The following is a 24,989-nucleotide window of genomic DNA, read 5'->3' as shown; positions in this document are numbered from 1 at the left end:
TGTTGTGATATCAGGTTTGCGGCGGATCTTCCATGTGTTTTTCCAGTTCCGGCTGGTGCGGGAAATCTGCCAGCGGACCCAGAAGGTCGCGGTCGCGGGTGAACGTTGGCGGGCTCTGGATGTACAGCGACAACAGGTCGGCCAGCGACATCAGGGACTGGATGTGCGTGCGTTCGTACCCGTGCGAGGCATCGAGGCCGAAACAGAGGAGGGCGGTGCGGATGTCGTTGCCCGCTTCCATTGCCGCCGCCGCATCGCTCCGGTAATGGTTGAACACGTCGCGTGCGTGCTCGATTTTGTGAGTGCGGCAGAGGTCGATGAGTTTTGAGGTCAGGTGGCGGTCGAAGGGGCCGCTGGAGTCCTGCATGGAGATGGTGACGCCGAACTCGCTGGTGTTTTGCCCCGGCGCGAGGGTGCCGTTGTCCACGGAGACCAGCTCCGCTACATCGCCGTGAAGCACGTGCGAGGCGCCGACGCCGACTTCCTCCGAGATGGTGAACAGCAGGTGGCAGTCGAGTTCCAGGGGCACCTTGGCTTCGACGATGGCCTTCGCCGCGGTGAGGATGGCGGCGACGCCCGCCTTGTCGTCCAGGTGGCGGGAGACGATGTAACCGTTGTCGGTGAACTCGGGGTCGGGGTCGATGGCGATGAAGTCGCCGACATTGAACCCGGCTTCCTCCAGGTCCTGGCGTGAATTGCTCTCCATGTCCACGCGTACTTCCAGGTTGGACCAGGCCGTCGGCTGGGTGTCGATCTCTTCGTTGTAAGTGTGGCCGGACGCCTTGAGCGGCAGAATCGTGCCGCGGTACGAGCGGTCGTCTTCCATATATACCGTCACCCGCGCGCCCTCGGCGAAGCGTGGCGACCAGGTGCCGACGGGCACGACTTCAATCCGTCCGTTGGCGCGCAGGTTTTTCACCATGGCGCCCAGCGTGTCCAAGTGGGCGACGATGGCGCGGTCGGGACTCTGCACTTTGCCAGGCATGTTGGCGCGGATGGCGCCGCGGCGCGTCAGCTCAAAGGGAATGCCGAGTTTCTTCAGTTCGTGGCACATGACGTGCACGATGGTGTCGGTCAGTCCCGTGGGGCTGGGGATTTCCAGCAGGCGGAACAGCGTGCGCATGAGGTAACTTTGGTCCAGGTTGAGACGCTTCATATATTCAATTTCTTTCGGTCAGGAAAAGGTTGTGGGATGGGCCGGCCCCTCGTGCGTGTCGATGCGGGTTTGTGGAAACAGCAGGTCGATGAATCGTTCTGCCGTGGGCTGGGGTTCGTGGTTGGCCAATCCCGGTCGTTCGTTGGCTTCAATGATTTTGAACTGCTCGCCGTTCACCGTGGGCACCATGAAATCGAAACCGACCACGGGGATGTGGATCGCTTTGGCCGCGGCCACAGCGGCTTCGGCCAGTTTCGGGTTCAGGTCGGCGGTGACGTCGAAAATGGTGCCGCCGGTGTGCAGGTTCGCCGTCTTGCGCACGGGAATCACGGTGCCGGATTCAGGAACGGAGTCGAAGGCGTACCCCGCATCGCGGATGCATTGCTCCGTCTCCGCGTCCAGCGGAATCTTCGCCTCCCCTCCGGTGGCGGCGGCGCGCCTTCGGCTCTGCTTCATGGTGAGCTGTTTGACGGTGGAACGCCCGTCACCGATGACCTGCGCGGGATGGCGCACGGCGGCGGCCACGACTTCGAAGTTGATGACGATGATGCGCAGGTCGATGCCTTCTACGAATTCCTCCAGCAGAACGTGGTCGGAGACCCGTTGGGCTTTGTCGATGGCGGCTTTGAGTTCCGCTTCGTCGGCGGGCTTGATGGTGATGCCCGCACCCTGCTCGCCGTCGGCGGGTTTCACCACAATGTCGCCGTGCCGGTTTAAAAACTCGCGGTTCTTCTTTGCGCTCCCAGCAGGGATCTGGTCCGGCGTGGGCAGGCCCTGGCGGTTCAGGAACCGGCGTGTCACCGCCTTGTCCGCACACAGGCTCATGGCGATGGAGCTGGTCAGCTCGCTCAGCGACTCGCGGCAGATGAGGGTGCGCCCGCCGAAGGTGAGCGAAAAGTACCCCGCTTTTTCGTCGAGGACATGGACGCCGATGCCCCGCCGCCTGGCTTCGTTGATGATGATGCGCGCGTACGGGTTGAGGTTGCTCTCCGGCAACGAACCGATGAACAGTTTTTCGTTGATCGGGTTTTTCTTTTTGATGAAGAACAGGCGCGCGACTTCGAACCCCAGTTTTTCATACAGGGCCATGGCCTGCTCGTTGTCGTGGATCACCGACAGGTCCATGAAGCTCCGCCCGCATTGCCGAAAGTATTCGGCCACGTTGCGCACCAGCGCTTCGCCGATGCCGGGATGCTCGGCGTGCGGGTCCACGGCCAGCGACCACAGGCTGGAGCCGTTGTTGGGATCGCCGAACGCTTCCGTGTGGTCCACGCCCTGCACCATCGCCAATATTTTCCCGGAGCGGTTGTCCTCCACCACGCGGAAGACCAGGTGCGGCGAGTCTTTGTGCTTCATGGCGAAACTCACCGGAATCTGCACCATGTTGTGCGCTTTGTAAATGCGGTTGGCTTCCTGGATGTCGCGCCGCGTTTGAATGGGCCGGACGGTGAAGCCGCGGGGTGGAAGACCGGCTTCTTCGTAATTGCTGAGCCAGAGGCGCAGGGTGTGCGACGGGTCGAGAAACAGCTCCTGCGGGGCCAGCGACAATGCCACCTGCGGGTCGTGGATGTAGAGGGCGATGTCGCGTTTGCCCTTCCTCTCCTGGCAGATGCTGTGGACCAGTTCGTGGCTGTCGGTGAAGGTGTTGGCGAAAACCAGACGCCCCCACCCGCAATCGAACGCAACATTGCGCGGGGCTTCTGCTTCCGAAACCTTCTTGTGGACGTCCCGAAACTCGCTGATGGGAATGAAACGCCGCGGAGTTTTTTCCGAGGTTTTCATCATAGATGAGGAAAACGTTCCTTTATGTATTATAACGCACCTGCCTTACTCATTTCTGGTGAATCTGCAACCACATCTCCAACAGGGCCATCTGCCACAGTTTTGATCCCTGGAGCGGGGTGATGTGCGCCTCAGGGTTTTCAAACAGCCTGTCGAGATACGGTTTCTTGAACAGGGCGCGTTGCTGTGCCGCGGGTTGGGCAAACACGTCGCGCACGAAGTCGAGGTACTCGCCCTGAATGTACTTGAGTGCGGGCACGGGAAAATAGCCCTTCGGCCGGTCGATGACTTTGTGCGGCAAAACATCGCGCCCCACGTCTTTCAGGATGCCTTTGCCTTCGTCTTTGATTTTCAGCGCCGGAGGAATGCGGGCCGCCAACTCCACCAGTTCATGATCGAGAAACGGCACGCGGGCTTCCAGCCCCCACGCCATGGTCATGTTGTCCACGCGCTTGACGGGGTCGTCCACCAGCATCACCGTGGTGTCCAGCCACAGCGCCTTGTCGGTGCCGCAGGCGGCGTCGGTGGCGCCGAAGCGTTTTTGCAGAAAGGCCGTGCTGTGGTCCTCCGTCACGTACTTGTGGTGAACGGCGGTGCCGTACTCCTCGTGCGAGCGGTCGAAAAACAGTTTCGAGTAATCGGCGGCCGGGTCCTTGCTTTCCAACAGCGGTGGATACCAGAAATAACCGCCGAACACTTCATCCGCGCCCTGGCCGCTCTGCACGACCTTCAGGCTTTTGGCCACCTCGCGCGACAACAGGAAGAAGCCGATGTTGTCGTGGCTGACCATCGGCTCCGACATCGCTTCCACGCAGTGCAGAAGGTTCGGTAACACTTCATCCGTTTGAACGAAAATCTTGTGATGGTCGGTGGCAAAGGTGTCGGCAATGAGGTCCGAGTATTCGAACTCGTCGCCCAGCTCACCCCCTGCGGCTTCAAACCCAACGGAGAACGTATTGAGTCCGCTTTGCCCCAGCTCGCTGAGCAGGGCAACGATGAGGCTCGAGTCGAGCCCGCCGGACAGCAACACCCCCACAGGCACATCCGCCACCAGGCGGCGGCGCACGGCCGTTGTGAGCGCCTGCATCACGCGTTCCTTCCATTCGACCTCGTCGCAGGCTTCATCTTCCCTGGTGCGTGCGTAGGAAAGCGACCAGTAGGGTTCGATCTTCTGTGCACCGCCGGGAGTGATTTCCATCAAGTGCCCCGGCGGCAGTTTGCGCACGCCTTGAAAAATGGTGTGGGGCGGCGGCACCACGGCATGAAAGGTCATGTAGTGGTGAAGCGCGATGGGATCGATGGAGGTGTCCACCTGGCCGCCCGCCACCAGTGCGGGAAGACTGGAGGCAAACCGGAAGCGTCCGCCCGAACTTGTGAAGTAAAGCGGCTTGATGCCGAGCCGGTCGCGGCCGAGAAGCATTCGGCCGCTGTCGCGTTCCCAAAGGGCGAACGCGAACATGCCGTGAAACCGCTTGACGCAGTCCTTGCCCCATGCGTGATACGCCTTCAACAACACCTCGGTGTCGCCGTGGGAGAAAAAGGAATACCCCTTATCCTGAAGCTCTTTTCGAAGTTCCTTGTAGTTGTACAGAATGCCGTTGTACACGACGACGAGGCCGAGCGCGGAATCGATCATCGGCTGGTGCGACGCTTCCGACAGGTCGATGATTTTCAGGCGTCGATGCGCGAACGCCACATTGCGCTGTGAAAAGTTTCCACTGCCATCCGGACCCCGCGGCGCCAGGGCGTCTGCCATCGCCGCCACCGCACGGGTGTCGGGAAGCGCCCCGTCGGTCCGGTACTCACCACAAATGCCGCACATGCACAACTCCCGTTTTGACAAGAAATGAAATGGAACCTCCGACGGCTGTAATGAAATGAAACTCCCTGGAGGAGCCGCCCAAACATGCGGATGCGACCGATGGGTTCGGCCCGATCCACGGCGATTTCATGGGTAAAACAGCCGGTTCCATTGAGAAATAAGTCCAATGAACCGATGACTCGTTAATTTTGGCTTTCTATTATGCCTCACCCTATGGATAATAAAAACTGAATAAACTTGAAGGTATGTATCATGAAATTTGAATGTATTGAAAATGACTTTAAAATAAAGGGTTTCGAGCATGCGCGAACTGCCCAACTTCCGGCACCTTTACCATTTCTGGACGATTGCGCAGGAGGGATCGATCAAGAAAGCCAGCGAAAAACTGAATGTCAGCCCTTCCGGCATGAGCACGCAGCTGAAGGAGGTTGAATCGTTTTTCGGCAAAAAACTGTTCGAACGCCGGGTGCGCCGGCTGGAATTGAACGAGGCGGGGAAAATGGTGGCCGATTACTGCACGACCATCTTCCGCCAGTGCGATGAAATGATCGAGTCCGTTCGCCAGGCCCGGCCGCGCAAGCGCCAGCACATCCGGGTCGGCGCGCTGCCTTCGCTGTCGTCCATCAACGTGCACGAATTTTCTCTTCCACTCTGGAAAGAACGGGACATTTCGTTGAGTGTGATCGAAGGATCGCTGGATGAATTGATGTACCAGCTGAACAACGGCGGATTGGAGATTGTGCTTAGCGACCGCAACGTCGAACCGCGGGAGAAAAACGTGGTGAGTTACCGTTTGAAGCCGCAGAAGATCATTGCCGTGGGTGCAGAGAAATTCGCCTGGGCTAGAAAGCGGTTTCCGCGCTCACTGGGCGCTGTGCCCCTCATGCATCTCACGGGCAAGAGCCAGTTGCGGGTGGAGGTGGACCGGTACCTCGCGCGGCACGAAATCCGCCCGCAAAGCGTGGGCGAGGCGGACGACATTGCCTTCTTGCGTCTTGGCGCGGAGCGCGGCCTGTGCGTGGCGATCCTGCCGCAGAACAGCGTGCAGGATTCCATTCAGAAAAAGCGTCTGGTCAAGCTGGGCGAACTGAAAAACGTCACCTCTGAAATGTGGGCGCTGGTGCGGCGCGACACCAGTCGCCTTCCCATCATCAAAAACACCCTCTATCGGTTCCAGAACCGGGGATGACCGCATGGTTTCGGAACACGCTCCTGCGGCGGAGGCGGGAAGCGTGACTCTTGCTGTGAAAATGCACCTTCACCCCCGCAAAACGGACCCGCTCGATCCCCGGCCAGGCTTCACGATTTCGTTGCGGTCCGGCGATGGGATGCCCATATTGATTGCATAGGAGTGGGGACACGGTTTTCGCACACCACCTGCTGGCGCTCTCCCTCGCTGATTGCTGTTTTGGTCCGTCTCGTCCTGATTGCGCAAACGCCTTCCCCCTTTCTTCCCAATCACACGCTCAGGGAGGTCATCCCATGAGATCGAGATTACTGACAGGCATCTTTGTATTGGCGGGTTGCCTTGGGTTATGGCTGGAAACCGGACCGGCGGCGGAACCGGAGATGGCACAAACCAATAAAGGTGTCCGCGCTCACATTGCGGTGGATTATATTTATTCGGTCATTGAGGCGGGACGGACAGCGTATTCCAGATTCATTGTGGATCGGTTCAGCCAGGACGGCACGTTGAAAGTGACGGAAAACTGGAAAGAAGAAAAAGGACTGTTGCTACCCGCGCAGTTTTTAAAGCTTTCATCCAATGAGACCAACGCGAAGGGCATTGGAATGCGGTACCGGTTGAGCAGTGTGTGGCCGTTGAATCCTGAAAACATGCCCAAATCGGAAACCGAAAAGTCCGGCTTGCTGGAGGTCATCCGCAATCCCGGCAAACCCTTTACCTGGATCGTGCAGAAAAACGGATTGTGGTATTACCAGGCCATTTATCCGGACAAGGCGGTTTCTCAAACCTGTGTGGAATGCCACAACCAGCACCCGGCCAGTCCGAAGCGCGATTTCAAAATAGGGGATGTGATGGGTGGCATTGTGATCGACCTGCCGCTGGGAAGCCGGTTTCAGAAGAAACCGGATGAAAGCATTGCCATCCCACCCGAAGTGGTGGCGGACTACGTGCATGCGGTTTTGGAATCGGACAGAACGGTTTATGCTAACCACGTCGTCCAGCATTTGGAAGACGGCAACATCTTGCAAGCCAGTGCGGCCGTTCAATCGGAACATAAATTGATGTTGCCCGCCCAGTTCCTCAAAAAGGTTTCAGAAATTGCGGCGCGAAGAAACACAGGCGTGGAAATGAATCTCCTCAGTCTGTGGCCGATCAATCCACAAAATGGCCCGAGCAATGAATTCGAGCGCGACGCCCTGGAATGGGTGACCATTCACCCCATACGGCCTTTTATCCGCTGGACCCGGGCGGGGAATGTGAGTTACTTCAGCGCGGTGTATCCGGATCACGCGATCTCCGCGGCATGCGTCGAATGTCACAATCAGCATCCCAACAGTCCCCGTCATGATTTCAAACTGAACGATGTGATGGGCGGATTGCGAGTGAGCTTTCCAATAGAATGAAATGAGGTCCGAAAATAAAAAACCCACCGGGAATACCCGGTGGGTTTTTTTGCAGAAACCGATCGGCACACCTGTTACTGCGGTGTGCTCAGATGGGTCTGCAACACGGGGGAGTTGAGGATCAACTGGTTGCCCCGCGCAAGTTCCTTCGCCTGTTCAAACCTCAATGTCGCCTCGCGATGCCGATCCAGCTTATCCAGCGTGATGGCTTCGTTGTAAAGCAGAATGCCATTGCCTGGGGCCAGCTGGGTCGCCATCTCAAAATGGTCCAAGGCGTCCCGAAAGCTCCGGCTCAAAAAGGCGTCGATTCCCTTTTCGTTGTGCAAGCGAATGTCTTCGGGGACTTCGCCGAACTTATTGGAAGGAAGCGGCAACGGCCCTTCCCCCGGCTTGAACCAGTATGGGGAGTTCTCCGTGTTGATCTGATGCGGATCCTCTCCCGCAGTGACCATCATGGGAACTCCCAGTAACAGCATGGCTATTAAAGAAAATCCGAGGATTTTGGAAAACAGTCTCATTAAAACCTCCTTTTCTTGTGAGCGCCCCGGATTTCAAGAACCGGAGCGCTCAACAGTTTGGAAGCACATCACTGGCATTCATGTGCTTCCAAAGATGCCTGCAAGTTTTGGCCTCTTTCTACTGGAGATGCAGAAGGCGGCGGCGAAGATTTAAAAAACGATTTGCAAATTAAGTCACAATTGCCGAAATGTGCTTAAAAAATAATAAGTCTGAATGGGCATGTGTATAAGTGGACTGATAGTGTGAGTTAAGGGGTGGCGAAATACTGCCGGGAAGGCAAGAGGCAGTGAACAAAAAAAGTAGATGGGACGGTGGTTGCGGGGTGATTCAATAATCAATTTCAATTAGCGACCATCATCATTACAGCGTTGATTTCATCAGGGCGCTTTTCCGGTGGGGTTGCGGGAGGCGTGCGTGCGTTCCCGAATTCTGGAAGCCTCCTTCACCAAAGCCGAAAACAGCTTTTGCTGGCGATGCAGTTGAGGCAGGTATTCCGGGTGCCATTGCACACCGATGCAAAACGGCTGGTCCTCAACCTCGATGGCCTGCACGATGCCGTTGTGGCTCTCCCTCGCAACGATCCTGATTCCCCGGCCAAGCCGGTCGATCGCCTGGTGGTGCAGGGAATTCACTTTTGCCGTGGTCGTTTGCAGTACAGCGGCAAGGTGGCTGTCTTCGACGATGTCGATTTCTTTTTTCGGAAGCAGGGTCCACACATGGGGTTTGTCCACATAAAAATTGCGGATGTCGCTGTGCAGAGTTCCTCCCAGTGTCGTGTTCAGGATTTGAGTGCCGCGGCAAATGCCGAGAAGCGGCAGGTCGCGGTCCAGTGCGGCGTGGATGAGGTCCTTCTCCATCCGGTCGCGGTCGGGATCGGGGCTGGCGACGGCGGCGGCGGTGAACCAGCGGAACAGAAAAATGAGCGGCGCGAGAATGAAGTCGCGCCAGCGCAGACCGCGTTCCTTTTTCAACTCGCCCGGTTGCGGCATGTCTTCGATGGGAAGGGGATCGGTTTTGTCCGGCGCCACATCCGCGCCGCCGCCGATGATCAGTCCGTCCAGCCGGTCGGTGGTGACGGGTTTCTGCGTGTGGATGCGCTGAGCTTTGGCGCCGGCACGCCATAAAGCCAGTTTCGTGAACACCCAGGCCGCCGTGCCGCCCTGCGTCGGTCCTGTCACTCCAATCACGGGTTTGCGTTGCATGGGATCCACCTCCTGAGGAAATGGTTCTTTAAAGACAACGTTCCAATGCCGCGACATGCTGGTAGATTCCCATTTTATGGCAGAACAGTGGAGGGTGGCAACCGGTCGCGTTGAAAGAAATCGCTTCCTCATAATATGGGGGAAGTTGGGGAAGGAGGGCGGTCGGGACGAAAAACCGAGCGAATGTGGAAACGAAAGGGGATTATGCGGTTTTGTCCGCCCAGTTTTGGATCAGTCGATGAATCTGCGCCACGCCGTCCGTCAGCGCCGCCGGACCGGGTTGCAGAATGTTGGCGGATTTGATTTCGTAAACGTGTTCCCTCTGCACCGCGGGGATGGCATCCCATCCCGGCCGTTCCTTCAATTTCTCCGGACGGAACCGTTTGCCGCACCAGGAGCCGATGATGATATCCGGCGCGCGGCGAATGACTTCTTCGGGATCGTGGATGGTGCGTTGGGAAGCGAAGGAACAGGCGGCAAGTTCCGGGAAACAGTCTTCACCCCCGGCGATGGAAATCAGTTCCGACACCCAGCCGATGCCGGAAATCAACGGATCGTTCCATTCTTCGAAATACACGCGCGGGCGGCGGGGAAGTTGGGCGGCGGATTGTTCGATCGCGTCCAGCCCGTTTTTCAGTTCGACCATCAACGTTTCGGCTTTAGCGGCCTCGCCGATCATCGCCCCCAGCATGCGAACCATGTCGAAAATACCGGCGACGGTGCGCTGATTGAACACGTGCACCGGAATCCCCGCACGCACCAGTTGGGTGACGATGTCCGCCTGCAGATTGGAAAAACCCAGCACCAGGTCCGGCTTCAGGTCGAGGATTTTGTCGATTCTGGCGTTGAGGAAAGCCGACACCTTCGGTTTTTCTTTGCGCGCCTGCGATGGGCGCACGGTGTAACCGGAGATGCCGACGATGCGGTCCTGCTCCCCGATGCAGTACAGGGTTTCGGTGGTCTCTTCGGTCAGGCAAATGATGCGCCGAGGCGTTCTGTGCAAATCAACGTTCATGATTCGGTCTCATGTGTTTTAAAGGTTTTGTTTTTCTTTTGAGGACACTCCGGCCTGCTCGAATGTGGCCATCTCGTTATACACCTTCACCGCCGCTTCGATGGCGTTCATCGCCAGCACCGCCCCCGTGCCTTCCCCCAGGCGCATTCTGAAGTCGAGCAGGGGTTCCAGTCCCAGCAACTCGAATCCCGCGCGGCACCCCGGTTCCGTGGAGCTGTGGGACGCGAACAGGTAATCGCCAACGGCGGGGTTGAGCCGATGCGCGATGACCGCACCGGCAATGGAAATCACCCCATCCAGAATCACAGGAAGGTGGTTTGCGGCGGCGCCGATGCAGAACCCGGCAATGCCCGCGATCTCGAATCCGCCCACCCCGGCCAGCACGTCCACCGCATCGGCGGGATCGGGCCGGTTACTGCGAAGCGCGTCTTCGATGACCGTGATTTTATGCTTTAGTGCATTGTCGTCGATGCCGGTGCCATGGCCGGTGGTTGCGGCGGGGGGCCGCCCGCTCAGTGCCGAAAGGATCGCCGCGCTGGGGGTGGTGTTGCCGATGCCCATGTCGCCGGTGCCGAGGAGATCGAACCCATCCCGCTTTGCCTGCACCGCCAACTCGACGCCGACCATCAAAGCGCGCTCGGCCTGGCCGCGTGTCATGGCCGGGCCGCGGCGAATGTTGCCGGTGCCCTTTCCGATCTTTCTGGAAACCAGATGGAGGCCGGGCGCAAAGTCGTGGTTCACGCCCATGTCGATCACCGTCACCTCCGCGCCGCCGTGCCGCGCCAGTACATTGATGGCCGCGCCGCCGTTCAGAAAGTTGTGGACCATCTGTGCAGTCACTTCCTGCGGGTATGCGCTGACGCCTTCCGCCACCACGCCGTGGTCGGCGGCAAACAGAAACACACCGCGTTTTTGAATGCGGGGTTGATTCTCTGGATGCATCGCCGCCAGGCGGGCGGCAATTTCTTCCAGCTTCCCCAGGCTGCCCTGCGGTTTGGTCAACGAGTCCAGATGCGTCTGCGCCTTTTGAATGCATTCGTGCGATACCGGCGTGACGGCGTTCAGTGTTTCGGTCAGAATATTTACGGGTTGTGTCGTCAAAACTCGATGCCTTTCTGCGCCGGAATCCTTTGCTCCTTGAAAGGATGCTTGACGCACTTCATTTCCGTTACCAGGTCTGCCAACTCGATCAGCGCCTGCGGGGCGTTGCGTCCCGTGCAGATAACGTGCACCGACTCCGGCTTGTTGCGAAGGGTGTCCAGCACCAGGTCTTCATCCAGAAACCGGTAGCTCAGCACGTAATTGATCTCGTCGAGGATGACAACGGAGTAATCGCCGCTCAGGATTTTGGGTTTGACGGTCTCCCACGCGTTGCGCGCGGTTTGCCGGTCCTGCTCGGGATTGTTCGTATCCCAGGTGAAGCCGTCGCCCATCGCCGTGTATTCGATCAGGGGTTCCAATTGGCTGAACATCTTCCGTTCGCCCGCCTTCCATTGCCCCTTCATGAACTGGAGGATGAACACGTTCATTTTGTTTCCGGCGGCGCGCAGGGCCAATCCGAAGGCCGCCGTGGATTTGCCTTTGCCCTCCCCGGTGTGGACGATGATCAATCCCTTGCGTTTTCGAGGGTCGGAGGCGGCGCGTTTTTTCATGGGATGGTTCTCCTCTTGTTTTTGAAAGGAAGGATGCAATGGTTTAAAAAATACTCCCACCAGCCCGGGGACCCAGCCCAGTGAATATGAGAATACAAAGCAAACGCATTTTTGTTCCGGTAACCGTCGTGGACCCGTTGCCCGGTGTCGGCGTTGTGATGGACCATCAACGGCGATTCGTTGTTTTCCTCAAACGAAGAAAAATGAAACTCATGACCCCTGAGAATCAAGGTCGCGTCCGGCGGCGCCCCGGTTTTAAATTCCAGGGCGCGGTAGCCGAGGGTCAGTTTCCTGACGTTGAACGTGGTGGAAAAATCGAACACCCCGGACATGGGATGCGGGGTGCCCTCGCCGTCGATGAGCGTTTTGCCCAACAACATCAACCCGCCGCACTCTCCCGCGACGGGACCTCCGGCGGCGGCAAACTTGTTGAGGGATTGCAACAGTCCGGTGTTTTGGCTCAACCGCTCCGCATGCAGTTCGGGATAGCCTCCCGGCAGGTAAACCCAATCCACACCGTCAGGAAGCGTGGGGCATTCCAACGGTGAAAAGTATTGGACGATCCCGCCGGAGTTTTCAATCAGGTCAAGCGTGTCCTGGTAGATAAAATGAAAAGCCGCATCCTTGGCGACGGCTACGGAGTAGGGTTCGGCCGCATCCGGGTTCAGTTTACTATGAGAGATTGCGGCGGGCCTCGGCTTGCAAGGCCGCTCCGGAAGCGCGTCCAGCAACGCGGCAATATCCAGATGCTCTTCCAGATAAGCCGCCCATTGTTCGTAAATATCCTCCTTCTGTTCACCGGCCAGGTGCAGGCCCAGGTGGCGGCTCGGCATCTTCAAGGTTTCCTTTACGGGAAGGTGACCGATGAACCGCGCCGGGGTGGCGTGTTCGATGGCGTCTTTTAAAATCTTTGCGTGGCCGGGAGAGTTCACCCGGTTGGCGATCACGCCAAACACGTTCACCCGCTCGTCGAACTCCATGTACCCCTTCACCAGCGCGGCGGCGGAGCGCGCCAGCATGGAGCCGTCGATGACCAGCAGTGCGGGCACATCCAGCAAATGCGCGACTTCCGCTGTCGATCCAGCCGCCTTCGTGGCGTGCGCGCCGTCATGCAACCCCATCACTCCCTCGATCACAAAGCGGTCGCCGGGTTCCACGATCCGGTCAAACAGGTTGCGGACGTATTCGGCCCCGCCCATCCAGGAGTCGAGATTGTAACTGGGGTTTCCCGATGCACGGGTGTGGTGACCCGGATCGATGTAATCCGGCCCCACCTTGAAGGGCTTCACGTTGCATCCGCGGTTGCGGAAACAACGCATGAGCCCCATGGAGATGGACGACTTGCCCACCGAGGTGTGCGTGCCCGCGATGAGGACGCCACGGGCGTTCTGGTCTGAGTTTGGCATGTTGTCCTTTTCCATGGGTTCGTGCTTTTTCGGATAAGGTGACAATAAAGGAAACGAATTAAAAGTTGTACACGAATCCCGCGTAGCCGGAAATACCTGCCGTCCCGAATCCGGGGATCTCCTCGTAATTTTCGTCAAACAGGTTTTCTCCGCGCACCGTCAGTTTCCAGCGTTCGTTAACGGTATAGTCCATCGCCGCGCGCACGACGATGTAGGGATCGGTCCCCGTTGCGCCGTCCAGGGTTTTGCTTTTGTGCGTGACGCCGATGAGCGAGTGCAGGCGGTTGCGCCACCAGTGGTGGATGTTGACGTGGAACTTGTGTTCGGCACGGCGGCGCAGTTGCGTGCGCGTGGCGGTATCGAACGCCTGGTTCCAGGTGTAATTGGCAGACACCTCAAAGTCCCAGGGCAGGCGGACGGTCAGGGTGTTTTCCAATCCGCGCGATGTGGCTCTGGCCACGTTCTCCGGCCGAAAGGTGGCGAGGCTGAACTGGATCAGGTTTTCAAACCGCGCGTCGAAGAAAACGGAACTGAACGTGATATTGCCATCAAGAAACGTCTGGTCGATTCCGACCTCCCAACTGGTATTTTCTTCCGGCTGCAGATTGGGGTTGGAAAATCCGGGAAAGAACAGGTCGTTGATCGTCGGCGCGCGAAACCCGGTGCCGTAAGCGCCGCGAATACGGGTGCCGGTCTGTTTGAAGCGGTACGCGGCTTCAAATTTGTACGTGGTGACATCGTCGAAGGAATCGTTGACATCGTGACGAAAGCCGGCGGTGATGACGACGGTGTCCTCGTAATCGAAGATGCCCTGCATGTAGGCGCTTTTGTTGTCCAGCTTGCGGTCCATGCCGTTGGCAATGTTCTCCCCCGCGCGCACCTGGTACTCGCCGCCGACCAGAACGTTGTAATAATCGCCCAGGGTGAAGTTGTTTTGCAGATCCAGCGTGCTCGTGCGGCTGATGATGGTGGAATCGCCCGAAGGCTGGTTGCGGGACTTCACCTGATCGTATGCAAAATTGGGATTGAGGCGGATTTGCCAGAAAGGCAGGACCTTGTAGGACACGGGAGCGGCAAGGTAGTATGAATCCTGGGACGTGTATGGCGGACCATCCACCTGGCCGACGCCAAACACGAAGCTGTCGAAATCGATGCGCGCGTCGATGTACTGCCCGATAAAATCGGCGCGGCCGCGTTTTTCGGCGAAGTCGAGCCCCGTCCTGAGGGAAAACGAATTGTTGTTGTAACCGTCCTTCTCCGTGTTGCCGTTTCGCTCGTTGGCGGAGGAAAATCCTTCGGCGTCGGTGCGGGAGGCGGTGAAGGCGTAATCGAATTCATCGAATGCGCCCTGAGTGCTGAATGTTTCTTTGAACGTGGCGTAGCTCCCGCCTTCAAACGAGAACCGGTGGGAGGGAGCGCCGGTTCCTTTGCGGGTGACAATGTTGATGACGCCGCCCACCGCATCGCCGCCCCACAGGGTGCTTTGCGGACCGCGCAGGATCTCGATGCGCTCCACGTTGTCGGACTGAATGTGTGCGAAGTTATAACTGCCCAGCGTGTTGGAGTTCACCTGAACGCCGTCGATCAAAACGAGGGTGGAAGACGAACCTCCACCGCGCATGAAGATGGTGGTGCTGGAGCCCAGCGTGCCGTTCTGCAGAACATCCAGTCCCAGTTCTTCTCTCAGCATGTCCTCGACGTTGATGTATTTTTTTTCTTCAATGTCCTGGCGGGTGATCACCGTGGCGGAGGTCGGCCGTTTCTTCAGTTCCAGAACATCGCGTGCCGCATTGACGGTGATGGGTTCCATGACTTCCGCCTTTTCGGTTTCGGCGTACAAAGCGGGGCCGTTGAGTGAAATTAAAAACAGATTGCAAACCACGAACATAAGTAAACGGATAGACATCTTCTTACCTTTCTCTCGAAGGACGAAGGCATTTCTCGGCCAGATATCCTGACTCAGGGTGTAAAACCGCCGCGCCTTCCCATCCCGATGGACAGTGGCATTTTGCGGCGTCTTCTCCCATTACAGTTGCGGGACAGTGCCGGATTCACACCGGGCTTCCCTGGCAAAGAAATTGGTTGAAGGGGATATGAAATTTAATTACGAAACCAAGAGTTTGTTATTGATACGTCTCCTTATGGAATTGAAAACATGACATCCCAGATGATGCGGACGGAAACAAACGCAACGAGGGCGAACCCCGATGCGGCGAACAGCAGACGATGTGTGCGGACGATGTCTTCCGGCTCCAGTTCCCTGTTTGCCCGGCCCAGCGCGGGTTTTTCGATCCACACTCCCTGGTAAAACTGCCCTCCGCCCAACCGCACGCCCAGCGCCCCGGCGGAGGCGGCTTCCGGGATGCCTGCATTCGGACTCAAATGGTTTTGTCCGTCTTGCCGCATTGTGATCCAGGCGCCGCCTGCGCTTTGGCCCGTCACCCATGCCGCCAGCACCAGCAACAGGCCCCCGATGCGGGCGGGAATCCAATTCGCCGCATCGTCCAGCCTTGCCGAAGCCCAGCCGAACTGCCGGTACTTTTCGTTGCGGTAACCGAACATCGAGTCCAGCGTGTTGATGCACTTGTAGGCCAGGGCCAGCGGCGCCCCGCCGATGCAGGCATAGAACAAGGGAGCGACCACACCATCCACCGTGTTCTCGGCGACGGTTTCCACGGTGGCCCGGATGATTTCCTTTTCATCCAGGCGGGTGGCGTCGCGACCGACAATACAACTCAGGCTTTCCCGCGCGGCGCGCAGGTTGTTATCTTTCAAATGAACCAGCACCGGCCGACTTTCGTCATAAAGACCGCGTATGGACAACGTGGTGTAAATCAAAACCGTCTCCAGGCACCAGTGCAAAGCAGGATGAAAACCTTCAGCGATGTCCAGCGCCAGCCAAACCAATCCAAACGTGCCCGCGACCAGAACGATGACGGTGGCCACCCCCGCCCGTTCCGGAGTGGCGAATGTGCGCCGGGTGGCGGTTTCCAAAGCCGTTGCGGCTGTTCCCATCCAGCGCACCGGGTGCGGCCATGATTTGGGATCGCCCAGCAACAGGTCGAGCACAAACGCCGCAAACAGCATCGACGAAAACCCCCACATCAAGGCTCACTTTCCCGCAGCTCCTCCAGACACTCGTTGAGCCTGGCCACAAGCATTCGGTTTTCCTGCGGCAGGCGCACGGAGGCACGGAAGTAACTGGCATCGAGTCCTTCAAAGTTGGCGCAGTTTCTAATCAGAATGCCTTTTTCCAGCAGGCGGTAGTACAGCTTGAGCGCCAGGGGTTCTGTCGCGTGAACCAGCCGGAATAAAATGAAATTCGCATGCGAAGGGAAAGCCTCCACCCCGGGCAGGGCGGAGAGCGCTTCAAATAAGTCCCGTGTTTGCTCGCGAATGAACTTGCGCGCCTTTTCGGCGAAAGCCCGGTCCCCCACCGCGGCCACTCCCGCCGCCTGCGCCAGACCGTTCACCGACCAGGGCGGCTGAAATTCGGACAAGCGGCGCGCCTGATTCGGAGGCATGACCGCAAAGCCCAACCGCAATCCGGGCAGTCCGTAGAACTTTGTCATGGAACGAATGCAGATCAAATGCGGATGGCGGACGTATTCCGGCAAAATCGATACTTCCGGTTCGCAGAAATCGATGAACGACTCATCCACGATTAACAGAATACGTTTTTCCTCGCAGACACGGGCAAGGCGGACGAAAGCATCGCGGGGACACAATTGCCCCGCCGGCGAGTTGGGATGGCCCAGCACCACCGCGCCGATGGAAGGGTTTGTGTCGATGCAGGTCAGCAGGTCTTCCGCCGACGGGGTGAAGTGCGTTTCCCCTTTACACACCAGTGTGTGTACGGGAATCCCGTGCACGCGGAACGCTTTTTTGAATTCGGAAAAAAAGGGCTCGACGATCAGCACGTCCCGCCCATGCGGTATCAGGTGCGGAAGCAGGTGGATCAATTCCGTTGCGCCGTTTCCCACCATCAATTGTGATTCGGAAACGCTCAGCGTTTCACCCAGCGCCCGCTTGAAATCCGCGGCCGAGACATCCGGGTAACGATGCACTTGTGCCAAGGCCCCTCCAATCGCTTCGCACACCCGCTCGGAAGGGCCCCAGGGATGGATGCTGGTGCTGAAATCGAGCCAAGGGCCGTCGTGACGATGATTTTTCCAGAATGGGGGCAGGGCACCTCCGTGTTCGGGGAGGAAGTAGGTCACTGGATTGGACCGCGCACAGGTGCCTGCGTCCGCCGGTTCCTTCCTGCGGGAAAAACCGGAATGGCTGAAGTGATGGTTCATGGCCGCTTCTCCACCGTTCGCCCCCAGTGGTTGAAAAAAACCACTTCCTCCAGAGGAATGCGTTTCGCCCATCCCTCTTCTTCCAGCATGGGCTTCGCATAGTCGGCGGCAGGATACCCCAGGCACAGGTAAGCCACGGGCTCGACCGATGCCGGCAATGCGAAGTCCGCTTTCAATTGATCCATGGACAGAATGCTCACCCAGCCGACGCCCACCCCTTCCGCGCGGGCGGCGAGCCACAGGTTCTGCACCGCACAGCAGGTACTGAACAGATCCGTTTCGAGCACTGTGTTGCGTCCAAGGACATGGGGTCCGCCCCGTTTGCGGTCGCAGGTGACAAGCACATTGACCGGCGCTTCACGAATGCCTTCCAGTTTGAGTGAGGAATACAATTCCCGCTTTGCACCGGAATAATTGTCTGCCGCCTCGCCGTTGGCATGGGTGAAATTCTGAAACACCTTCTCCCTGATCGCCGGATCGTCGATAACAAGAAAATTCCACGGCTGGCTGAATCCCACGGAACCCGCATGATGCGCGGCGCGCAAAATGCGTTTCAATGTGTGTGCGGGAACCGGGTCGGTTCGAAAATGCCGCACGTCGCGCCGTTCGAAGATGGCCTTGTACAACCCCGCCTTGTCCTCGGCCGAAAAAGGATTCTTGAATCCCATTCCGTTCCCGGACGGGGAGCTTTCTTTGCGGTTGGATTTCAGGATCGTGGGGATGCCGGACACGGTGTGTCTGACTTCATCGAAGCGGGCGGCGATACGCTGGTTGGCCTCCCCCGCAAGGTCGCGGAACTCGCGTCCCAAAGCGGTGTCCGGCACGATGCCCGCACCGACTTCATTGGTGATGACGAGGACGGTGCCATCGAATCGTTGACAAGCGTCCAGCAATTCATCGACGCGCCTGAGGATGTCCTCGCGCGGGCGGGATTCCAGGATCAGGTTGCTCAGCCACAAGGTGATGCAGTCCAGCACCACCAGCGAACCGGGAGCGCAGGCGCCGCTCTTTAAAATCGACCCAGGGTTCAACGGCTCTTCATGCGTGGTCCAGCCGGGACCGCGTTCCTGTTTGTGCCGGGCGATGCGTTCCTCCATCTCTTCGTCCAGAGCCTGCGCGGTGGCGAGAAACACTTTGGGGCCGGTGTGCCGTGCGGCGAGTTCCAGCGCATGTCGGCTTTTGCCGCTTCGGCAGCCGCCGGTGATAAGGATGGTTTGGTTCATGGGGATATGGCCTTTCCTAAGATGAATCCTCCAGAGGAGACGGAAACGTGGTGGAACGCCGCTCCGGCAACCAGGATGGCGGTTTCCACCAGTTCCGAAAGCGCGCCGAAGGTGTCGCCGGTCATGCCGCCGATACGGCGATAAAAATAAATCAATACCAGTGTGGTGACGACAGCGAAAACCAAAACCGAAGCCACACCGATGCGAACATCGAACACAAACGGCAAGCCGAGAAAGAGCGCGCATCCCATAAACGCTGGTGTTTTGGAGGATGCGTAAAGCGGCGCGCCCATGCCCGCACCGCCGCGTGCGTCCGGCATCGTGGTCAGCGCAATCACCTGCGCCGAGCGGGCGAGAGTGGGAGCGGTCACCAGCCACAACCACGTCATCGGACCGGACAAGCCGTGCAGTGCGCCGATCTTGAGTGCGAGACACAGCACCAGCGTCACCGCACCCATCACCCCGATGCGCGGATCTTTCATGATGGCCAGTGCTTCCTTGCGCGGCCGGTGCGAGAACAGGCCGTCGGCGCTGTCGGCCAAACCGTCCAGGTGCAATGCGCCTGTGATCCCCGCCAGGAAAGCGACGTCCACGACCGCGCGCAGAAATGGGGGGAACAGCCAGGAAGCAATCACGTCCACGGCAACGAGCATTCCGCCCAACAGCAGTCCGACCACCGGGAAATAGAGCACCATGCGTGCGTCGAAAGCGCGGCGCATCGGACCGGGCAGGATGGACAGAAACGACAGGGCGGAGAAAAAGGCGTTCATCGCGAACGTTCCTCCGTTGTGCGCCAAAAATTTATTTTGAAAAATGAAAACGCGGGGTGACGCAATCTGATGCGCGCCGGACGCGCGGGGGGAGGGCCTCCCCAAGCGGGGCGGATGGAATACAAATGGGATGCAATGCAACAAGCTTCCACCGGAAATCCTTGCTTCCAGTGAGAAGTCGGGCAAAAAAAAATCCCAGCCTAAAAAGGATGGGATAGTCGATCTACCCTCAACCTCTCAGTCCACGAAGAGTTTGAAAACCGTTCGTTCAACAAGGTCTTCTGGCTTCCGGATCGATCTACTTGCCTCCCCCTTCCCATTCTCAGGAACAGTGGTGTGGGAGGGTTTCGTCCCCGGTTACAGCGGCGGGCCCGCGACGGATTCGCACCGTCTTCCCTTTTTTGAACAAATCATTGATTCGAATGTGGACTCATAAATATCAGATCACCGTTTTTTGTCAAACAAAATCACTGGGGCCTCGCAGGTGGTGGATTGAAACGCCGCGATTCAGTGGGGAAAGTTGTCTCCCCGAATGAAATGCACGAAAGCGAACCGGCGTCCATGAGGAACCAAGGTCATTCAAAAGAAGGAGGCTGGATGGAGGTGGGAAAAACAATTCTATTCCGATAAAAAATTTGTATAAGTTCGGGATTGTTTAATAAATTTTATGTTTATTCAAAAAAAATAATTGCGGATCTTACGTATGCAATGACATTAGATTCAATGAATTTGAGTTATAAGGCCCGTTTTTTTGCTTTTTATGCAGATTTCAGGATGTTGACGCGGGCTGGTGTATGGAGTATCTTTAGCTTGCCTCAAATCGAAAAGCCGAACCAAGCCTCACTACCTCTTTCAGCAGATCTGGCGAACCTTGATCCGGTCGTGAACTGGTTCCCTGCAATGAACATATTGGAGGACAGGCTATGATCCCAGCGACGGGTAAAAATAGCACGGCCCCTTCGCGCCCTCCCGCCCCCCCTTCGATGACTTACGATCCGTTGGATGAAATCGGTCTCATCGGGCAATCCCGCGAGTTCCAGCATGTCCGCGACCTGATTCAGAAACTGTCGCAGTTCGACGCGCCGCTTCTTGTTCTCGGAGAGACCGGAACCGGCAAGGAAAAAGCCGCGCGTGCCATTCATTACCTCGGCGCGCGGCAGAATTATCCCTTCATCCCCGTCAACTGCGGTGCGCTTCCCGACACGCTGGTGGAGAACGAGTTGTTCGGCCACGCTTCGGGTGCGTTCACCGACGCCAAAGGCGAACAGCCGGGGCTCATCGCGCAGGCCGAGGGCGGCACGTTGTTTCTGGATGAAGTGGACACGTTGTCGCCGCGCGCGCAGGTGACCTTGCTGAGGTTTCTGCAGGATCAACATTACCGTCCTCTAGGCGGCAAGGAATTTCTCCGCGCCGACGTGCGGGTGATGGCGGCGAGCAACCGTGACCTGCATGCGCTGGTGGAACAGGGCGTGTTCCGGCAGGACCTGTTGTTCCGGCTCGACATCCTCGATCTGGTCCTCCCCCCCTTGCGCCAGCGCGAACACGACATCGAAACGCTGAGCCGTCATTTTCTCGAATGCTACCGCACCCGTTACAACCTGCCGTTGCGCAGTCTGCATCCCGAGACGCTGGAATGGATGCGGACCTACCCCTGGCCGGGCAACATCCGCGAGTTGGAAAACTTTCTGCATCGCGCCTTCCTGCTTGCGGACGGCGACCAGATTCGCGTTTCGCCATTCTCGCGGGGTGCGAAGGGCAGCCAGCCCGATGCTCAGGCCCAGCCACCGCGCCCCATTACCGAGGTGCCGTTTTCGCAGGCGAAGGCGCAGGCGATCGAGGAATTCGAAGTGCGGTATCTGAGCGAACTGATCTATGAAACCGGCGGCAACATCACCGAAGCCGCCCGCCGTTCCGGAAAGGAACGCCGCTCGCTCGCCCGCCTGCTCAAAAAACACAGTATCGACCGCACCCGGTTCTGATTCATTCCGCTACCTTGAACTCCGTTAAAAAACGTCTCCTTATATGAGGAGGCCGTTTCATCATTTCCTGTTCTTCTTAAATCGCGCATGGGGGGTGGGTTGTTTACGCCCCACCCGGCGCCATGTGCCGAATCGCTGACAACCATTTGCAAACCCGCCGGTTATCTGGATTTTGCGCCTTTTGAGGTGGGGCAAAAACAGCCCATCGGAATCATTCCGAATGCGCGCAAACTCCATTGAAATCAACCTCTCACCTCGGTTGCGATCTGTGGCACAGGCTTTGCTGTCTGACTTCCGTTGTCAACTTTGGAAGCCTGGTGTGGATCCATACTCTGCAAACGAACTTTCGAGGATCATCCTGGATATTCAGGGTTATTTGGAGAAACATCCGCGCGCCTCGGACACGCCGGAGGGCGTGATGCACTGGCTGGCGCGGCAACGGTACGAAAACATGCTGGAGCTGGTCGGGCAGGCCCTCGATCGGTTGGTCCAGGAAGGTGTGATGGAAAAAAGAAAAATGCCGGACGGCAGGTGGGTTTACAGCCTGGGGCACGAGGGCCCGAGACCGGCGAAGTGAAGAACCGGTGCGGGCCGGCTTTCCGTGTCCGCAGCATTTCGTTTTCAGCGCAAGGAGCGGTTTATTATGCCTACATATCTGCACCCCGGTGTTTATGTTGAGGAAATTCCCAGCGGGTCCCGTCCTATAGAAGGCGTGTCCACGTCCAACGCGGCGTTCGTCGGTGCCGCCTATCGCGGCCCGGTGGGCAAGGCGGAGCTGGTTCACAGCTTCGACGAGTTCAAGGAAATCTACGGCGGTATCGAGAAAAAAGCCGTAGGCGATGCGCTGGGCGAGCAGGAAAACGCCATGGTGCTCGCGGTGCGTTCCTTTTATATGAACGGCGGCAAGAACGCCTACATCTGCCGCCTTGCGAAAAGCGGCACATCGGTGGCCGCGTTCAAGGATGTGGCGGGCGAACACAGCGGCGGCAACGTGTTGAAGATCAAAGCCAGCTCCGTCGGCGCCTGGGGCAACAACCTGTATATACGCATCCTCAAGCCGGACGTCGATCAGGCCGGAGTTGATATTGAAGTGGGGCATCACGATGCCGACGGCAAGTTCGTGACGGACGAGGAGTTCACCAATGTCACGCTGAACTCGCAGGACGACGATTACGTCCTCACCCGCATCAACGATGTGTCCGGACTGATCAACGTGAGCCTGCTCACCGCCGCCGACCCGGAACACGTCAGCAACCAGTACGAGAAAGCCACGTTGACTGGCGGGCAAATGGATACGGGCGCGAACTTCTTCAACACCAGCGTCGCCGATACCATGTCGATGCGCATCGACATCGACCGCCGTGGCCCGAAGCTGATCACCATTAAGAAAGCGGACCTGGAAGCGGAAGGCGACTGGAACAGCAACAACGAAAAAGAAGGCAAGGTGGTCGCCGCGCATGTGCAGAAGGCGGTGCGCGATCTCGGCGGTTACACGGGCTACCTCGACTTCACCTGCGAGTACAAGGATGTTGGCGGTCTATCCAAGTTCGTGCTCACTTCCGGCATGGACGCGGATTTCTCTTCCGTTCAGGTGTTGGACGGCGACGAGTCGGCGAACGACCTGGCCCGATTCCTGCGGCTGGACTCGGCGCAGAAAGCCACCCACACCGGCGGTGCGGTGGCGGCGGGAACGAACGTCCGCACCCAGTTTCAAACCGAGATGGTGCTGACCATGAACCTGGACGGCAAGGGCGAGACACAGATCACCATCAAGAAAGAAGACATCGCCTTCACCGACAACGACGTTTCCAACCGGGTGAAGATCGCCGCGGCCATTCAGACCGCCGTGCAACAGCACCAGCCGAAGATCCCTTCTTTCGCCGAATTCACCTGCGAATACGACGATACCGCTCGCAAGTTCACTTTTACCTCGGGAAGCAGTGCGTCGCGGACGTCGTCGATCGTCATCAACGGGGCGAACCCCGCGGGCAATACCAACTTCGCCTCGCTCCTCAAACTCACGACCAGCCCGGTCACGTTTTCCGGCCGGATCATGCAGGATGGAACGTGGAAGGTGATTCCGAAGGCCGCGTCCGGCGTCGGCAACAACGGCGAGCAGTTGACGAGCGGCAGTGCCGAAGCGCCGGAAGCGCCGGACTACGGATCGTTCTTCACCAGCGTCCTGCGCAAGGTGCGCGATGTCAGTATCCTCCTGCTTCCCGGCATGCACTGGAACAGGGAACTGGGCAACATGAAGATCAGTCACGCGCTCGCGCATTGTGAAAACACGAAGAGCCGCGTGCTCATCATCGATCCGCCAAAGGATGTGGAGTTGGAACAGGGCGCTCAGGTGCAGGCGCTGGGCCTGCCCACGTCCACCTATTCGGTTCTCTATTACCCGTGGGTGGAGGTGCCCAACCCGCTTTACAACGCCGACACCGCGCCCAACGAACCGAAGACGCTGAAGACCGGCCCGGGTGGGTTCGCCGCCGGCATGTGGTCGAAGATCGACGGCACGCGCGGGGTGTGGAAAGCGCCCGCCGGCACCGAGGCCCAGCTCATCGGCCTGGCCGGGTTGCAGTACCAGGTGGAAGATGGAGAGCAGGATCAGTTGAATCCGCTCGGCGTCAACTGTTTCCGCAGACAGCCGGGTTACGGCAACGTCATCTGGGGAAGCCGCACCCTGTCCACCAAGGCGAATCCCGAATGGCGTTACGTTCCGGTGCGCCGCACGGCCATTTATATCGAGCAGAGCATTTACAACGGCATCCAGTGGGCGGTGTTTGAACCGAACGACGAACCGCTGTGGTCGTCGCTTCGCGGCAACATCGGCGATTTCATGAACGGCATGTTCCGCAGTGGTGCGTTTCAGGGAACGAAGGCCTCGGACGCGTATTTTGTCCGTTGCGGAAAGGGCGACACCATGACGCAGGGCGACATCGACCGCGGTCAGGTGATCGTGCTTGTCGGGTTTGCGCCGCTGAAGCCGGCGGAATTCGTCATCGTTCGCATTCAGCAGAAAGTTCAACAATAACCCCGTAAGAGGAGGCGCTGACTATGGCAGCACCGATGTTCCCCGTCAACGCGCACCGGCACGACCCGTACCGCACGTTCAAGTTCCGCGTCATCATCGACGGCAAGCCCGTTGCGGGCATGCGCAAAATGACGGCTTTGAAAAAGAAAACCGAACCCGTGAAATGGCGCACGGCAGGCGACCCGTCGCACGAGCGCATCATGCCCGGCGGCACGAGTTACGAGCCGATCACGCTGGAGCAGGGCCTGACGCACGACCCGGTGTTCGAGGAGTGGGCGAACCTCGTCAACAACATCGAAGGCGACTCCGCCATGTCGCTCAAGAACTTCCGCAAGGAAGTCATCATCAGTCTGCTCAACCTGCAAGGCCAGGTTGCCATCAATTATGTTCTGCATCGTGCGTGGGTGTCGGATTACCAGGCCATGCCGGACCTCGACGCGGGAAGCATGAATGCCGTCGGCATTCAAAGCATCACGCTTCAGCACGAGGGCTGGGAGCGGGATACTGCTGTGAACGAGCCGGCGGAGTCGTGAGGAGGG

Annotated in this window: 20 protein-coding genes and 2 riboswitches; of the genes, 6 read left to right on the top strand and 14 right to left on the bottom strand. The window is 58.3% G+C overall.

All coding sequences use genetic code 11. The features are described from left to right. Positions 1-10 precede the first annotated feature (10 nt). The 3 genes from J2S31_RS12900 to J2S31_RS12890 are packed head-to-tail and all read right to left on the bottom strand — an operon-like array spanning position 11 to position 4,760. Positions 11-1,156 (bottom strand): osmoprotectant NAGGN system M42 family peptidase, encoded by a 1,146-nt coding sequence (locus J2S31_RS12900; protein ID WP_237099572.1) that lies wholly within the window; start codon positions 1,154-1,156, stop codon positions 11-13. Between the two features lie 18 nt (positions 1,157-1,174). Next, on the bottom strand, positions 1,175-2,941 hold the full coding sequence (gene ngg / locus J2S31_RS12895; protein WP_237099571.1) for an N-acetylglutaminylglutamine synthetase: 1,767 nt from the start codon (positions 2,939-2,941) through the stop codon (positions 1,175-1,177). A gap of 46 nt (positions 2,942-2,987) precedes the next feature. Then, on the bottom strand, positions 2,988-4,760 hold the full coding sequence (locus J2S31_RS12890; RefSeq protein ID WP_237099570.1) for an N-acetylglutaminylglutamine amidotransferase: 1,773 nt from the start codon (positions 4,758-4,760) through the stop codon (positions 2,988-2,990). A gap of 301 nt (positions 4,761-5,061) precedes the next feature. Between J2S31_RS12890 and J2S31_RS12885 the strand changes: the two genes are divergently transcribed. Continuing rightward, complete coding sequence (locus J2S31_RS12885) at positions 5,062-5,949, top strand: LysR family transcriptional regulator (protein ID WP_237099569.1); 888 nt, start codon at positions 5,062-5,064, stop codon at positions 5,947-5,949. Between the two features lie 293 nt (positions 5,950-6,242). Beyond that, positions 6,243-7,349, top strand: a complete 1,107-nt coding sequence (locus tag J2S31_RS12880; protein ID WP_237099567.1) for a Tll0287-like domain-containing protein — start codon at positions 6,243-6,245, stop codon at positions 7,347-7,349. A 74-nt stretch (positions 7,350-7,423) separates the two neighbouring features. Here the strand turns inward: J2S31_RS12880 and J2S31_RS12875 are convergent, their stop codons facing one another. The 11 genes from J2S31_RS12875 to cobS all read right to left on the bottom strand — a co-directional run bounded on the left by J2S31_RS12875 (position 7,424) and on the right by cobS (position 19,437). Next, positions 7,424-7,867, bottom strand: a complete 444-nt coding sequence (locus J2S31_RS12875) for a hypothetical protein (protein ID WP_237099565.1) — start codon at positions 7,865-7,867, stop codon at positions 7,424-7,426. A gap of 378 nt (positions 7,868-8,245) precedes the next feature. Continuing rightward, entirely contained in the window at positions 8,246-9,070 is an 825-nt protein-coding gene (locus J2S31_RS12870) for a gamma-glutamyl-gamma-aminobutyrate hydrolase family protein (RefSeq protein ID WP_237099564.1), read from the bottom strand. 202 nt (positions 9,071-9,272) lie between these two features. Beyond that, positions 9,273-10,085 (bottom strand): cobalamin-binding protein, encoded by an 813-nt coding sequence (locus J2S31_RS12865; RefSeq protein ID WP_237099563.1) that lies wholly within the window; start codon positions 10,083-10,085, stop codon positions 9,273-9,275. Between the two features lie 18 nt (positions 10,086-10,103). Then, positions 10,104-11,186, bottom strand: coding sequence for a nicotinate-nucleotide--dimethylbenzimidazole phosphoribosyltransferase (cobT, locus tag J2S31_RS12860; RefSeq protein ID WP_237099562.1), 1,083 nt, complete (start codon positions 11,184-11,186; stop codon positions 10,104-10,106). After that, positions 11,183-11,737, bottom strand: a complete 555-nt coding sequence (gene cobO, locus J2S31_RS12855; RefSeq protein WP_237099561.1) for a cob(I)yrinic acid a,c-diamide adenosyltransferase — start codon at positions 11,735-11,737, stop codon at positions 11,183-11,185. Before cobO ends, cobT begins: the two co-directional genes overlap by 4 nt. Then, positions 11,734-13,143 (bottom strand): cobyrinate a,c-diamide synthase, encoded by a 1,410-nt coding sequence (locus J2S31_RS12850; protein WP_237099560.1) that lies wholly within the window; start codon positions 13,141-13,143, stop codon positions 11,734-11,736. The genes cobO and J2S31_RS12850 overlap by 4 nt, the downstream gene beginning before the upstream one ends. A 58-nt stretch (positions 13,144-13,201) precedes the next feature. Beyond that, the gene (locus tag J2S31_RS12845; RefSeq protein ID WP_237099559.1) at positions 13,202-15,049 is read right to left on the bottom strand and encodes a TonB-dependent receptor plug domain-containing protein; all 1,848 of its coding nucleotides are present in this window, start codon (positions 15,047-15,049) and stop codon (positions 13,202-13,204) included. Positions 15,050-15,070: 21 nt separating this feature from the next. Beyond that, positions 15,071-15,274: riboswitch (cobalamin riboswitch) on the bottom strand. An 8-nt stretch (positions 15,275-15,282) separates the two neighbouring features. Further along, a complete protein-coding gene (gene cbiB, locus J2S31_RS12840) occupies positions 15,283-16,248 on the bottom strand; it encodes an adenosylcobinamide-phosphate synthase CbiB (protein WP_237099558.1) in 966 nt (321 codons plus the stop codon). Further along, positions 16,248-17,444, bottom strand: coding sequence for a pyridoxal phosphate-dependent aminotransferase (locus J2S31_RS12835; RefSeq protein ID WP_237099557.1), 1,197 nt, complete (start codon positions 17,442-17,444; stop codon positions 16,248-16,250). Before J2S31_RS12835 ends, cbiB begins: the two co-directional genes overlap by 1 nt. Next, a complete protein-coding gene (gene bluB, locus J2S31_RS12830) occupies positions 17,441-18,667 on the bottom strand; it encodes a 5,6-dimethylbenzimidazole synthase (RefSeq protein WP_237099556.1) in 1,227 nt (408 codons plus the stop codon). The genes J2S31_RS12835 and bluB overlap by 4 nt, the downstream gene beginning before the upstream one ends. Continuing rightward, positions 18,664-19,437 (bottom strand): adenosylcobinamide-GDP ribazoletransferase, encoded by a 774-nt coding sequence (cobS, locus tag J2S31_RS12825; protein WP_237099551.1) that lies wholly within the window; start codon positions 19,435-19,437, stop codon positions 18,664-18,666. Before cobS ends, bluB begins: the two co-directional genes overlap by 4 nt. A gap of 256 nt (positions 19,438-19,693) precedes the next feature. Beyond that, positions 19,694-19,879, bottom strand: a riboswitch (cobalamin riboswitch). A gap of 541 nt (positions 19,880-20,420) precedes the next feature. Here cobS and J2S31_RS12820 point away from each other — a divergent pair. The 4 genes from J2S31_RS12820 to J2S31_RS12805 all read left to right on the top strand — a co-directional run bounded on the left by J2S31_RS12820 (position 20,421) and on the right by J2S31_RS12805 (position 24,983). Next, positions 20,421-21,416, top strand: a complete 996-nt coding sequence (locus J2S31_RS12820) for a sigma-54 interaction domain-containing protein (RefSeq protein ID WP_237099550.1) — start codon at positions 20,421-20,423, stop codon at positions 21,414-21,416. A gap of 319 nt (positions 21,417-21,735) precedes the next feature. Next, positions 21,736-21,993 carry a hypothetical protein gene (locus J2S31_RS12815; RefSeq protein ID WP_237099548.1) on the top strand — a complete coding sequence of 86 codons (258 nt, stop codon included), beginning with the start codon at positions 21,736-21,738 and terminating at the stop codon, positions 21,991-21,993. Positions 21,994-22,059: 66 nt separating this feature from the next. Further along, entirely contained in the window at positions 22,060-24,450 is a 2,391-nt protein-coding gene (locus J2S31_RS12810) for a phage tail sheath family protein (RefSeq protein WP_237099547.1), read from the top strand. A 23-nt stretch (positions 24,451-24,473) separates the two neighbouring features. Continuing rightward, complete coding sequence (locus J2S31_RS12805) at positions 24,474-24,983, top strand: phage tail protein (protein WP_237099538.1); 510 nt, start codon at positions 24,474-24,476, stop codon at positions 24,981-24,983. Positions 24,984-24,989: the final 6 nt, after the last annotated feature.

The sequence above is a fragment of the Nitrospina gracilis Nb-211 genome (assembly GCF_021845525.1).
In the GTDB taxonomy this organism is placed as follows: domain Bacteria; phylum Nitrospinota; class Nitrospinia; order Nitrospinales; family Nitrospinaceae; genus Nitrospina; species Nitrospina gracilis_A.
This window is presented reverse-complemented; position numbering and strand designations above follow the sequence as displayed.